Origin of the sequence: Lentilactobacillus sp. Marseille-Q4993 (genome assembly GCF_951230165.1) — a bacterium.
GTDB lineage: Bacteria > Bacillota > Bacilli > Lactobacillales > Lactobacillaceae > Lentilactobacillus.
Window position 1 is genome coordinate 1 of the sequence record NZ_CATNVB010000001.1, and the last position, 13,284, is coordinate 13,284.

The window sequence follows — 13,284 nt, forward strand, 5'->3', positions numbered from 1 at the left end:
TTGAGAGAACGAAGTTCTCTTATGAATATAGTGTGGTGGCGATAGCCAAAAGGATACACCTGTTCCCATGCCGAACACAGAAGTTAAGCTTTTGCACGCCGATAGTAGTTGGGGGATCGCCCCCTGCGAGGGTAGGACGTTGCCACGCGATTATTCCGGCATAGCTCAGTTGGTAGAGCACCTGACTGTTAATCAGGTTGTCGACGGTTCGAGCCCGCCTGCCGGAGCTTATGTAAAATGCTAACCCATTGAGTTAGCATTTTTGTTTATATCATGCCGGCTTAGCTCAGCTGGTAGAGCATCGGTATCGTAAACCGAGGGTCACAGGTTCAAGTCCTGCAGCCGGCATAGTTATAACATTAAGAACCAACCATTATCTGGTTGGTTCTTTTTTTATGTATAGTGGTTTTTCTAAATTGGTATAATTGTATCAATACGGAAATCTGCTAACTAAAAATAATTGGTATATATTTATAAATTGAATTGGTATATGAAGTTCCGTAGATGTAAATGCTGTTATATAGCGATTCCGGAAAAATAAAAAAAGAAATAGGTTTGCATAAAGTCGTTCCGTGTGATAATCTGTATAGTATCAAAGGGGATGACATATATGAAAAAAGTATTATTGGTATGTGAAAGTGGAATTTCAAGTAAATTTTTAGCAAAATCCGCTGAACGATTTATTGAAGCGGGGAATATTCAAATTGAAATTGAAAGTACGGATTTAAGCCAGTGTGCTACATATTTAACAAGCGATGTAGATCTAGTGCTTCTTGCTCCTCAAGCATCTTTTAAGGACGAGGAAATCAGACTGATTGGAAGTAAAAAGGCAGTAGAAGTTATTCCAGACGACGTTTATGGATGGGCGAACGGAGAGAGACTGGTTAAGTTCATTAATAAAATGATTCCTAGCCACGCTGAAGCAATTTAATGAATCTAGAAATGTTAAACAATATTTCCATGAAAATTTTAACTCTTTCTGGGAATGCCAAGAAAAAGCTGACCGATGCGTTAACGTTAGCTGAAACCGATTGTGATTCTAAGAAAGTGAACAGCCTTCTTGAAGAGGCTCATGTTCTATTGGTAAATGCTCATGTGGAACAGAATAAGGTGATTGCTGAAGTAGAAACGCTTGAGTATTCGGTGCTCTTTACCCACGCACAGGATACCTTGGCTAACACAGAAACAATCGAATTTTTGACTAGACACTTAATTAAACTAACAAAGTAAGAGTTATCCTGAATAAAAGGGATAACTTTTTTGCATTTTATACTGATTGTGGCATCATTAAATGTGGTGTTCGTACTATAAGGGAACGCTGAAATTGATTGAATTCATCTTAGAAAAAGATTATAATTGATTTTATGATTTTGCTTATAGACGCAATTAATCAAGATAATATTCTTAATCAGTAAGTACATATTCTGATTATATTTTGGAGGGTATCAAATGCAACAACAAGAACAATCTGATAGAGAAAGACGGTCCGATTCTTCATTCTTCGGCCAGCCTAGAGGATTGCAAACACTGTTCTTCACAGAGTTGTGGGAACGGTTCAGTTACTACGGTATGCGTGCCATTCTTTTGTACTACATGTACTTTAGCGTGGCTAAGGGTGGTTTAGGATTCTCACAATCCACAGCCGCTTCTGTCATGGCCATTTATGGTTCGTTAGTCTACTTATCTTCAGTTGTCGGTGGCTTCATGAGTGATCGGGTCTGGGGTAGTCGGAAGACTGTTTTCTACGGTGGTGTTTTAATTATGTTTGGGCACATTGCCCTTTCACTACCACTTGGTGCAATTGCGTTATTCGTCTCAATTGCCTTGATTGTCGTTGGTACTGGTTTGCTAAAGCCAAACATTTCTGAAATGGTTGGTGGCTTATATACTGAAGATGATATGAGACGTGATTCTGGATTCACTATTTTCGTGTTCGGAATCAACCTTGGATCATTCGTATCACCACTATTAGTAGGATGGGTTCAAGGAGCCGTCAACTTCCATGCTGGTTTTTCACTAGCAGCTATCGGAATGTTCTTCGGACTATTGTTCTACTACCTTGGCGGAAAGAAACATCTTCCAAGTCCAAGCTTGTACCCAACTGATCCATTAGAACCAGAAGATGTTAAAAAGCTTTCGGTTCGAGTTGGAATTGGGGTTGTTGCCTTCGCACTGATTTTACTTTTGATGAAGGTAATGGGCTCATTGACCATTGATTCATTTGTTACATTATTGAGTATCATTGCAATTATTACTCCAATCGTTTACTTTATTATGATGATTTCTAGTAAGAAGGTTACCAAAAAAGAACGATCACGAGTTATTGCTTATATCCCATTGTTTATTGCAGCAGCTGTATTCTGGGCAATTGAGGAGCAAGGCTCAGTTGTTTTGGCCTTGTTTGCTGGTAATCAAACCAACAATAATCTTGGTTTCTTAAATATTCAACCGGCGTGGTATCAATCACTTAATCCATTCTTTATCATGCTATACACACCATTCTTTGCATGGATGTGGACTAAGCTGGGTAAGAAGCAACCAAGCTCACCATCGAAGTTTTCAATCGGAATGGTGATTGCTGGACTATCCTACTTGTTTATGGTTATTCCAGTCATGTTATTTGGAACATCAGCCAAAGTTAGTCCATTATGGCTAATTGGAAGCTGGGCTATCGTCGAAATTGCTGAACTTCTTATTTCACCAATTGGTTTGTCAGTAACGACAAAACTTGCTCCTAAGGCGTTCGAGTCACAGATGATGAGTATGTGGTTCTTGGCTGATTCTGCTGGTCAAGCTGTAAACTCACAAATTGTCAAGTTCTACACGCCTGAAAATGAGATTAATTACTTCTTGATTGTTGGGTTGGTAGCAATTGTTGCCGGAATTATTTTGATGACAATGATTAAACCAATTAAACGATTAATGGAAGGTGTCAGATAAAAAATTATGCTATCCTAAACGGGATAGCATTTTTTGATGGAGAAAAATAATGGTTAATATATATGCATCAAGTGATAATCATTTTGATCTGAATAACATAGATCCCGCATCTGTTATAAAGGCGCAGGTAGAATATTTAAATGAAATTAGAGCTGATTACTACTTAATTGCTGGTGATTTATTCAACGATTTTCAAAAATCATTAACCTACGTTGCAAATTTACAGTCTGAGTTAACCAACACCAAGGTTCTATTTATAGCTGGTAATCATGATATGGTAAATGGGGTCACTTACGATGAGCTGGAAAATGGTCGATGGCCTGGATATCTAAATAATCGATATATTGACGTGCCAAATAGTGATATCAGAATCATTGGTTTAAACGGGTGGTATGATTATTCGTTTGCGGTGAATGTTGATAAAAGTGAGCATCAGTTTTACACCTGGAAAGAAACCTATTGGATTGATCGGTTGATTTCTCAGCCAATGAGTGACATTGAGCGTGAACGAATCGTTTTAACCCAGTTAGAAAGCCAGCTGGAGGCCGCTAAAGCTGATTCAAGGCAAGTAGTCCTAATGACTCATTTTGTCCCAAATCAAGCGTTTATTCGCTATTCTAAGGACTTCCGATTTTGGAATATGGCAAATGCAGTGATGGGCAGCTTAAAGTTTGAAAAAATACTTGATAAATATCAGGTCAAAGCCGTTGTTTTTGGCCATATCCACGAACACCTCAATCCGAGAAGGGTTAACGATACTGTGTACTATAATTCTGCAGTGGGGTATAACAGAAAAAGACATAAAGAATGGCAAACCGATAACTTTTTAAGCGAGTGGAAGCTTCAGTTGAAAAAGATTGAAACTTTTTAACTAAATTCTATTGACGGAAACTCTGATTTTCGGTATTATTATATTCGCTGGTTGAGTGAGAGCCAGCGTGCTGACTGTCTACAGTATTTGGAGGGGTAGCGAAGTCTGGCTAAACGCGGCGGACTGTAAATCCGCTCCTTCGGGTTCGGTGGTTCGAATCCACTCCCCTCCATTTTTATTATTGGGCTATAGCCAAGTGGTAAGGCAACGGGTTTTGATCCCGTGATGCGCTGGTTCGAACCCAGCTAGCCCAATCGTTACGCCTTTCGTCGTTTTATCAGGTTTATCTGACCTGATATAGCGGCTTTTTTTATTCCTAGTTTTGTCATGATTATTAGATTGTGTTTGGCTATTAGAGTCAAATTATGGGTTTGATCAAGATAAAGCTGATTAAATCAAACTTTTTCGCTAATTGTCTATTGACGAAAATGGGATTATTCGGTATTATTATATTTGTTGTTTTGATTGAAACAAACAGAGCGAGTATTTCGGAGGGGTAGCGAAGTCTGGCTAAACGCGGCGGACTGTAAATCCGCTCCTTCGGGTTCGGTGGTTCGAATCCACTCCCCTCCATTTTATTATTGGGCTATAGCCAAGTGGTAAGGCAACGGGTTTTGATCCCGTGATGCGCTGGTTCGAACCCAGCTAGCCCAACTAACTGCAACTCCGGAAACGGAGTTGCTTTTTTTATTCTAAAATTTCTGGTTTCCAGATTAAGCCATTTTAGCGTATAATTGGCATAGACAATTTATTTAACGGAGGACAGGCATATGAAAGTTGGTTTTATTGGTGTTGGCGCAATGGCGAAAGCAATAATCCGCGGAATGGTAAGGGCGAACCTAGTTCCTTCAGCTGACATTTTGGTTCACAGTGCTCATAAAGAAAACTATGAGACATTTGCGACAGAATTATCACTTACACCAGTTGCGACAAACAAACAGTTGGCTGCCGATAGTGATATTTTAGTCTTGGCAGTTGTTCCTGGAGTAGTTAAACAGGTAATAACAGAAATTGATGGATCTATTTCTAAAGAGACTACAGTGGTATCAATTGTCTCGGGCTTGTCACTATCACGAATTGAAGAGCTAACTAGTTATAATCAGCCAATCTTGAGAACGTTGCCCAACGTTAATTCAGCTTACGGGCAGGGAATGACCGCCGTAATTGCTAATGAGAATTTAACTGGGAATTCTTTAAAGCAGGCGTTATCGATTTTTGAATCAACCGGACAGACGATTGAACTTCCAGAATCGCAATTCGCCAATTTTAGTGCAATTTCCGGTAGTGCAGTTGCTTACGTTGATTTCTTTATTGATGCTCTAAGCAGAGCCGGAGTTAAATACGGTTTTACCAAAGAAGTAGCAACAAAAATCGCTACGCAAACTACTTTGGGATCAGCCAGTTCGCTTCTTGAATCTGGAAAATCACCAGCGGAGGTCATTGACGAAGTTTGTTCACCAGGTGGGGATACGATTGCGGGAATTCTAGCTATGGAAGAAAAGGGCTTCTTACCGGCAGTTGTTCACGGAATTGACGCAACGATCAAGAAGTCAACGGGCAATTAATTTGACCTGGGGGATTTGAGGCATGACATTATTGAAAAACGTCACCATTTACACTGGGGAAAATAAAATTGAGAATGGCTATGTAAATTTCGACCAAACAATTAATGAAGTTGGCCAAATGAGCAGTTTGAGTCACTTTAATGACTCAGATGTGATTGACGGAAACCATCAAATTTTGGTTCCTGGCTTTATTGACGTTCATTGCCACGGTGGTTATGATACTGATTTCATGGATGGCGACCCAGAGAGTATTGTTTCGATGGTAGACGAGTTTGCTGCTAATGGAGTTACTAGTGTGTTTGCGACGACAATGACTCAGAGCGACGGCAAAATCGAAGCGGCTATTCAAGGAATCAAAACTGCTATGAATATGACTAATAAGCTGGTTGGGATTCACCTTGAAGGACCGTTTATCAATGGTAAACACCGAGGGGCTCAACCTGAAGAATGTATTCGTAACTTTGACTCAAAAATAATCACAAGCTGGCAGAGGCTAGCTGATGATAACATTAAGCTAGTCACAGTTGCACCTGAAAAAGTCGGATACAGTGAGTTTGCGAAAACCTGTGATGATTTAGGCATCAAATTGTCAGCTGGCCATACAGATGCAAAATTTGCAGAATTAGAAGCTGCCAATATTAAGCGGATTACTCACTTATATGATGCTCAGCGTGAATTTCACCACCGAGAAGTTGGTCCATTGGGATATACCCTTTTGAGAAAACCAATGGTTGAAATAATCACTGATGGATTTCACGTTTCAAATGAAGCTATCAAAATCGCTTACCAGTCATTGGGGAGCTCTAATATTGAATTAGTGACTGACTCGATGCGAGCTAGGCATTCGCACCAAACGATATCTGAACTTGGTGGCCAACGGGTTATAGTTAGCGGTGGTCAGGCAAGACTCGAAAATGGCAAACTAGCTGGATCAGTTCTTGATTTCACAACGGCATTCAAAAATATTATTTCGATGACCGGGTGTGAGATTGAGGATGCCGTTAAAATGAGTTCAACAAATCAGGCCAGAGAATTTGGCCTCACTAAGAAGGGGAAACTACTTGTGGGGTTTGATGCAGATTTTAACCTTCTTAATCACGATTTAGACCTTATCAAAACGTATTCTTTAGGGAAAGCAACAAATTAAATCAAAGGAGTTGGTAACATGGGTTTACCAATTTATATCCAAATTCATAATGATATCAAACGAAATATTGAGGCCAATAAATGGAAGGTTGGCGATAGAATTCCATCAGAAAGGGAGTTATCACTGCAATTTGGCGTTAGTCGGATGACGTTACGGCAGGCGATTCAAACTTTAGTTGACGAAGGAATTTTGGAACGTAGAGTTGGTTCGGGAACCTTTGTTGCCAACCAAAAGGTTCAGGAGAAGATGGCGGGAGTTACCGGTTTTACGGACTTGATGATTGCTCAGGGCAAAAAACCGTCAAGCAAGACGATTTCGTATCATACGATGGAACCTTCACTTTCAGAGATGGAAAAATTAGGAATCAAGCAAGACGAACTAGTTTTAAGGATGGAACGAATTCGTTATGGGGATGACGTGCCAATTTGCTTTGAAGTTGCAACCGTGCCAGAGAGTATCATTGATGGGCTAAACAAATCCGAAGTAACTAGTTCTCTTTACCGAACCCTAGAGCAGAAAAAAGATCTTAGCTTGGGCAAGGCTCAACAGACTGTTTCAGCCATGTTGGCATCCGAGAGAATTTCTGAATTTTTGGATATTAAACGGGGAGACCCAATCCTTAGGCTTCGCCAGATTACGTATCTTCAGGATGGCCGCCCATTTGAATACGTGCGTACTCAGTATGTAGGTGAACGGTTTGAGTTTTATCTTGAAAAGGAATAGAAAAGGAAATTGCCGAGGCAATTTCCTTTTTTTACTATTATTTTTGCTTGCGAACTTTAAGCAAATATTTTGGTAGGACTGCTAATCTAGATATTCTTGCGGGTTCTTTGATCACTCGATATAGCCATTCAAGATGGGCATTTTGCCAAAACTTAGGTGCCCGTTTGACACTGCCTGTAAGAACGTCAAATGAACCGCCAATCCCCATGAACAAACCATTGGTAGTGTTGAGATTGCGTTGGATAAATTCTTCTTGTTTTGGTGAGCCGGTGGCAACAAAGACCATGTCTGGTTGAGATTCTTTGATTGCTTCAACGATAGGGGCCTCATCCTTAAAGTAACCGTCATACGCACCAGCGATTTCTAAACCGCTAAATTTAGTTGAGATAACCTGATTTAGTTTGGCGATTACTTCTGGCTTGGCTCCAAGAAAGAAGGCTTTCTTGTGATTAGCTGCGCCCCAAGTAAGTAGTTGCTCAAAGATATCATAGCCGGTAACTCGTTCGGGTAGCGGATCTTTTATTAATCGTGATCCTATAACAATACCGATGCCGTCTGCCACTACGTAATCCGCATTTTGAATGATTCGTAGAAATTTTTCGTGTTCATTAGCATACATCACGATTTCTGGGTTGGCTGTAACCACAAATGTTCGCTGATTTGCCTCGATTCTGTCAGTTAATTCGGGAATTATGCTGGAGATTGTTGTTTTTATGAACGGAACGTTTAAAATGGTTACAAAGTCGTGTTTTGAGATGATAACCAATCCTTTCAAAATTATTTGGTAAATAAATGCTGCCAATTACGGCTTTAATGCTAGAATTATAGTTATTATATATCATTTTCCTTAGGAGGAACTGACGATAATCATGACTGATGAAGCAAACTTGACCCTACATACCGATTTTTATGAAATCAATATGATGGCGACGTACTTTGAAAAGCATATGCAGGACCGGAAGGCCGTTTTTGAGGTTTTCTTTAGAAAACTACCTTTTGGTAATGGCTATGCAGTATTTGCAGGTTTGGAACATGTAATCTCATATATCAAGAATCTTAACTTTACTGACGATGATATTGATTATCTCCGGACCGTAACGGATTATCCAGAGGAGTTTTTGGAATATTTGAGAAACTTTAAGTTTAAGGGGAATATCCGATCTGCGATTGAAGGGGACTTGGTGTTTGCTAACGAACCTATTTTTCAAGTTGAGGGTACTTTAGCCGAATGTCAATTAGTTGAAACGGCTGTGCTCAATATGATCAACTATCAAACCCTAATTGCCACTAAGGCTTCAAGAATCAGAGTAGCTGTCGGAGACGACCCACTGATGGAATTTGGTAGTCGTCGAGCTCAAGAAGTGTCTGCTGCAGTGTGGGGCACTAGGGCTGCAATTATTGGCGGCTTTGATTCGACCTCTAACGTGCTCGCTGGTAAGAAGTTTGATATTCCGGTTAGTGGAACTCATGCGCACTCGTTAGTTGAATCGTTTGGTAATGATTATGACGCATTTAAAGCCTACGCTGAAACTCACCACAATTGCGTTTTCCTCGTGGATACATACGACACCCTGAGAAGTGGAGTTCCGAGCGCAATTAAGGTAGCAGATGAGCTTGGTGATAAAATTAATTTCCAAGGAGTTCGAATTGATTCAGGGGATATGGCTTACCTATCAAAACGAGTTCGGGAACTTCTTGATGAAGCTGGCTATCCAAATGCCAAGATATTTGCTTCAAATGACCTCGACGAAACTACAATTGCTAGTTTGAAAATGCAACACGCCAAGATTGATGTTTGGGGAGTGGGAACTAAGGTTATTACTGCATTTGATCAACCTGCTTTAGGGGCTGTCTACAAGATGGTCAGCATCGAGAATAAAGATGGCAAAATGGAAGATACCATCAAGATATCCGGGAATGCAGAAAAAATTTCTACCCCGGGTAAAAAACAAGTATGGCGAATTACTGATACTAAGGATGGCAAGTCAGAAGGAGATTACGTAACTCTTGATAGTGAAGACCCTCGACAAGAAAAATCCATCTACATGTTCCATCCAGAGCACACGTACATCAGTAAGACTGTTGAGGACTTTGATGCCAAACCATTGCTTAAAGATATCTTCAAGGATGGTGAGTTGGTGTATAAGCAACCAACCATGAAGGAAATCAAGAAGTATGCTGATGCATCGCTAGACTCACTTTGGCCAGAATATAAGCGGGAACTTAATCCTCAGTTTTACCCAGTCGATCTTTCACAGAAGTGTTGGGATAACAAGAAGGCAATTATTGAGAAGGTTCATAAGTACGTGAAAAGTATTGATTTTAGCTCGGAGAATAAATAATGACACCAAAACAAAGCGAAATTATTAGTGCGTTAAAAGTACAACCGGAAATTGATGTTGAACAAGAAATTCGTAGAAGCGTTGATTTTCTTAAAGACTACTTGATGAAGTATGATTTTCTAAAGAGTTTGGTGCTCGGCATCTCTGGTGGTCAGGATTCGACGCTAGCCGGAAAGTTGGCAGAGATGGCGATTTCTGAGCTTCGTGATGAGACGGGGGATGAAAGTTACCGTTTTATCGCAGTCAGACTTCCGTATGGAACCCAGGCTGATGAATCAGATGCTCTTGAGGCAATTGACTTTATGAACGCTGACCAGGTTGCGAGAGTTGATATCAAACCAGCTGTGGATGCAGCGGTTGCATCAGTTACTGAAAACAATCTGACGGTTACTGATTTTAATAAGGGGAATATCAAGGCTCGTCAACGGATGATTGCTCAGTACGCCATTGCGTCAGCTAGTCAAGGGGCTGTTGTCGGCACGGATCATGCTGCTGAGGCAGTTACTGGATTTTACACGAAGTTTGGAGATGGGGCAGCCGATATTACCCCACTTTGGCGATTAGATAAACGGCAAGGAAGAGCTTTACTAGAATTTTTAGGTGCTCCTAAAAATCTTTATGAAAAGACTCCAACCGCTGATTTAGAGGACGACAGACCGGCTCTACCTGACGAAATTGCCCTGGGAGTTTCGTATAAAGATATTGACGATTACCTTGAAGGTAAAGATGTTTCTGAATCGGCATCAAGCAAGATTGAGGAGTGGTACGATAAAACGGAGCATAAGCGCCATACGCCGATTAATGTTTATGATGAGTTCTGGAAGTAAAGTTTTAGTAATTAAAAAATGACAACTTTTTATTTAATCGCTATAATAGTGATTAAACAAGGGAGTAACCGACAATCTTTGATTGTGACAATCTCGTCAACGTGAAATATTATATTTCCGGGATGTCTTAAATGGTGAGACTTATGGATCAAAAAGAGATTCATAGGTCTCTTTTTATGTAGGAGGAAGATAATGGCGGAAAAGAAACAAACGATTTATCAAATGTCGGTCGATGAGGTTTTGAGTAAGGTAAGTTCTACTCAAAATGGATTGACAAGTGAAGAGGTTAAGGCTAGACGTGAGGAGTTTGGCGAAAATAAACTTCAAGCAACAAAACGGACTACAATGCTTCAAAAATTCATTGCCCAGTTTAAGGACCTAATGATCATTATTTTGATCGTTGCGGCAGTTATTGCTGGGATTGCGGGCGAGCACGTTGATGCGATTATTATTCTTGCGGTGGTCATTTTAAATGCAATTTTTGGGGTATTTCAAGAGTCAAAGGCGGAAAACGCAATTGATTCATTGAAGGAAATGTCCGCACCGATGGCTACTGTTCAGCGGGATGGAGAATCTAGAACTGTAAAAAGTGAAGAGATCGTGCCTGGCGATATCGTAATGCTTGAGGCTGGGGATGTCGTTCCCGCAGACTTGAGATTGATTGAGGCAAACTCGTTAAAGATTGAAGAAGCTGCTTTGACTGGCGAATCCGTGCCGGTTGATAAGTCAGTGGCTGTAATTGAAGCAGATGACCTGCCACTCGGTGATCGCGATAACTTGGCTTTTATGAACAGTAATGTAACGACTGGAAGGGCCGTTGGAGTTGCTGTTCATACGGGGATGGATACCGAAGTTGGTAAGATTGCCCATATGTTGAATACAACTGAGGAGCAATCAACCCCACTTCAAGATAACCTGCAATCTCTTGGTAAGATGCTGACTTACTTGATTTTAATTATTGCTGTAATCACGTTTGTAGTCGGTATGCTTCGGGGAAGTGAAAGCTTGCTGAACATGCTGCTTACTGCAATTTCGTTGGCGGTTGCGGCAATTCCTGAAGGACTACCAGCAATCGTTACGGTTACTCTTGCCTTAGGAACTCAGCAAATGGCACGTCACAATGCCTTGATCAGAAAACTGCCAGCAGTAGAAACGCTGGGAAGTACGGATATTATTTGTTCTGATAAAACTGGTACTTTGACTCAAAACAAGATGACGGTTGAAAAAGTCTTCCTGAATGAACAATTAACGGACTCTCAGGACACTGACTTGACCATGGATGACAAGATTGCTCAGGTTATGGCATTGAGTAATGATACTAAATTCCAACAATCTGAATTGGTTGGAGATCCAACTGAAACCGCATTGATCCAGTTTTACTTAAATAAAAAACAAGCAGTTCGTGAGTTCATCGATAGTCACGAACGAGTTGGTGAAATTCCATTTGATTCTGACCGAAAGTTAATGTCAACTTACAACAAGTTCGACAATGGTCAAATTGTGATGAATGTTAAGGGTGCTCCCGACCAACTGTTAATGAGAGTCACTAAGATTCTTGATAACGGTACAGTTAGAGACATTACCGAAACAGATTTCGAAAAGATTAGAACAGTTAACCATGATCTTGCAACTCAAGCATTACGGGTACTTGGTTTTGCTTACAAAGACGTTGATAGTGTTCCTAGTGAACCGACAACTGAAGCTGATGAGCAAGATTTAATCTTCATCGGGTTGATTGGAATGATTGATCCAGAGCGGCCAGAAGTTGAACAAGCGGTTGCTGAAGCCAAGACGGCGGGAATTAAATCAATCATGATTACTGGAGACCACCAAGACACTGCTCGGGCAATTTCAGAACGGTTGGGGATTATTGATCCAGCTAGTTCTGATAAGGCAGTCTTAAGCGGGTCACAGCTAGAAGAATTATCTGATGCAGAATTTGATAATCGGGTCAAAGATATTTCAGTCTACGCTCGAGTTTCGCCCGAACATAAGGTTCGAATTGTTAAGGCTTGGCAAAAACAGGGGAAAGTGGTTGCCATGACAGGTGATGGGGTTAACGATGCCCCAGCTCTAAAGACTGCTGATATTGGTGTCGGGATGGGAATCACAGGAACAGAGGTCTCTAAGGAAGCTTCTGATATGGTCCTTGCTGACGATAATTTTGCCACGATTGTTACTGCTGTTAAGGCAGGTCGAAAGGTGTTCTCAAATATTCAAAAAGCCCTTCAGTACCTGTTGTCAGCTAACTTAGGTGAAGTGTTGACATTGTTTGTTATGACTCTGATGGGTTGGCAAATTTTGGCTCCAGTTCAGATTCTGTGGATCAACTTAGTTACCGATACATTCCCCGCAATTGCCTTGGGTGTTGAACCTGCTGAGCCAGGAATTATGAAACGGCAACCAAGAGGGCGGTCATCAAACTTCCTTTCCGGGGGAATTATGACTAACATCCTCTATCAAGGATTCTTTGAAGGATTTATCACCCTCTGTGTTTACGCATACGCAATTGCAAACCCGGTTCATTCAGGGGATGCATTGATCCATGCGGATGCTTTAACGATGGCATACGCAACGTTGGGACTAATTCAGTTATTCCACGCGTTTAACTCAAAAACGATTCATCAATCAATATTCTCAGTTGGTTTGTTCAAAAACAAATTCTTCAACTGGGCAATGCTTGCATCAACAATTCTGTTGATTGTCACGATTGTTGTGCCAGGATTTAACCAAATGTTCCACGTAACCCATTTGGATTTATCACAATGGGTGGTAGTATTATTTGGTGGGGTTATGATCGTTGTAATTTCTGAAGTTGTTAAGTTATTCCAACGTAAAGTGCTTCATCAAGAATAAAGAACAGGAGAAC

Annotated in this window: 11 protein-coding genes, 6 tRNA genes and 1 rRNA gene; 17 read left to right on the forward strand and 1 reads right to left on the reverse strand. The window is 40.7% G+C overall.

Annotated features, from left to right (window positions below):
• The first annotated feature begins 31 nt into the window (after window positions 1–31).
• The 14 genes from rrf to QOW94_RS00070 all read left to right on the forward strand — a co-directional run bounded on the left by rrf (window position 32) and on the right by QOW94_RS00070 (window position 7,246).
• Window positions 32–148, forward strand: a 5S ribosomal RNA gene (rrf, locus tag QOW94_RS00005).
• Between the two features lie 6 nt (window positions 149–154).
• Window positions 155–227, forward strand: a tRNA-Asn gene (locus QOW94_RS00010).
• Window positions 228–275: 48 nt separating this feature from the next.
• Window positions 276–348, forward strand: a tRNA-Thr gene (locus QOW94_RS00015).
• A 262-nt stretch (window positions 349–610) separates the two neighbouring features.
• Window positions 611–931, forward strand: a complete 321-nt coding sequence (locus QOW94_RS00020; RefSeq protein ID WP_283677994.1) for a PTS sugar transporter subunit IIB — start codon at window positions 611–613, stop codon at window positions 929–931.
• A complete protein-coding gene (locus tag QOW94_RS00025) occupies window positions 931–1,230 on the forward strand; it encodes a PTS sugar transporter subunit IIA (protein ID WP_283677996.1) in 300 nt (99 codons plus the stop codon). Before QOW94_RS00020 ends, QOW94_RS00025 begins: the two co-directional genes overlap by 1 nt.
• A gap of 219 nt (window positions 1,231–1,449) precedes the next feature.
• Window positions 1,450–2,940, forward strand: a complete 1,491-nt coding sequence (locus QOW94_RS00030) for a peptide MFS transporter (protein WP_283677997.1) — start codon at window positions 1,450–1,452, stop codon at window positions 2,938–2,940.
• Between the two features lie 49 nt (window positions 2,941–2,989).
• Window positions 2,990–3,811: a metallophosphoesterase gene (locus tag QOW94_RS00035; protein WP_283677998.1), complete on the forward strand. Its 822-nt coding sequence runs from the start codon at window positions 2,990–2,992 to the stop codon at window positions 3,809–3,811.
• Between the two features lie 89 nt (window positions 3,812–3,900).
• A tRNA-Tyr gene (locus QOW94_RS00040) sits at window positions 3,901–3,983 on the forward strand.
• Between the two features lie 10 nt (window positions 3,984–3,993).
• A tRNA-Gln gene (locus tag QOW94_RS00045) sits at window positions 3,994–4,065 on the forward strand.
• Window positions 4,066–4,301: 236 nt separating this feature from the next.
• A tRNA-Tyr gene (locus QOW94_RS00050) sits at window positions 4,302–4,384 on the forward strand.
• A gap of 9 nt (window positions 4,385–4,393) precedes the next feature.
• Window positions 4,394–4,465 (forward strand) — tRNA-Gln (locus QOW94_RS00055).
• A gap of 116 nt (window positions 4,466–4,581) precedes the next feature.
• Entirely contained in the window at window positions 4,582–5,376 is a 795-nt protein-coding gene (gene proC, locus QOW94_RS00060) for a pyrroline-5-carboxylate reductase (RefSeq protein WP_283677999.1), read from the forward strand.
• A gap of 22 nt (window positions 5,377–5,398) precedes the next feature.
• Window positions 5,399–6,523, forward strand: a complete 1,125-nt coding sequence (nagA, locus tag QOW94_RS00065) for an N-acetylglucosamine-6-phosphate deacetylase (RefSeq protein WP_283678000.1) — start codon at window positions 5,399–5,401, stop codon at window positions 6,521–6,523.
• Between the two features lie 18 nt (window positions 6,524–6,541).
• Complete coding sequence (locus tag QOW94_RS00070) at window positions 6,542–7,246, forward strand: GntR family transcriptional regulator (protein ID WP_283678001.1); 705 nt, start codon at window positions 6,542–6,544, stop codon at window positions 7,244–7,246.
• A 37-nt stretch (window positions 7,247–7,283) separates the two neighbouring features.
• Here the strand turns inward: QOW94_RS00070 and QOW94_RS00075 are convergent, their stop codons facing one another.
• Window positions 7,284–8,006 carry a WecB/TagA/CpsF family glycosyltransferase gene (locus QOW94_RS00075; protein ID WP_502867221.1) on the reverse strand — a complete coding sequence of 241 codons (723 nt, stop codon included), beginning with the start codon at window positions 8,004–8,006 and terminating at the stop codon, window positions 7,284–7,286.
• Between the two features lie 109 nt (window positions 8,007–8,115).
• On the opposite strand from QOW94_RS00075, the gene QOW94_RS00080 reads away from it, so the two are divergent.
• The 3 genes from QOW94_RS00080 to QOW94_RS00090 all read left to right on the forward strand — a co-directional run bounded on the left by QOW94_RS00080 (window position 8,116) and on the right by QOW94_RS00090 (window position 13,271).
• Window positions 8,116–9,588 carry a nicotinate phosphoribosyltransferase gene (locus QOW94_RS00080; RefSeq protein WP_283678002.1) on the forward strand — a complete coding sequence of 491 codons (1,473 nt, stop codon included), beginning with the start codon at window positions 8,116–8,118 and terminating at the stop codon, window positions 9,586–9,588.
• On the forward strand, window positions 9,588–10,415 hold the full coding sequence (nadE, locus tag QOW94_RS00085) for an NAD(+) synthase (RefSeq protein WP_283678003.1): 828 nt from the start codon (window positions 9,588–9,590) through the stop codon (window positions 10,413–10,415). Before QOW94_RS00080 ends, nadE begins: the two co-directional genes overlap by 1 nt.
• A 192-nt stretch (window positions 10,416–10,607) precedes the next feature.
• On the forward strand, window positions 10,608–13,271 hold the full coding sequence (locus QOW94_RS00090) for a calcium-translocating P-type ATPase, PMCA-type (RefSeq protein WP_283678004.1): 2,664 nt from the start codon (window positions 10,608–10,610) through the stop codon (window positions 13,269–13,271).
• Window positions 13,272–13,284: the final 13 nt, after the last annotated feature.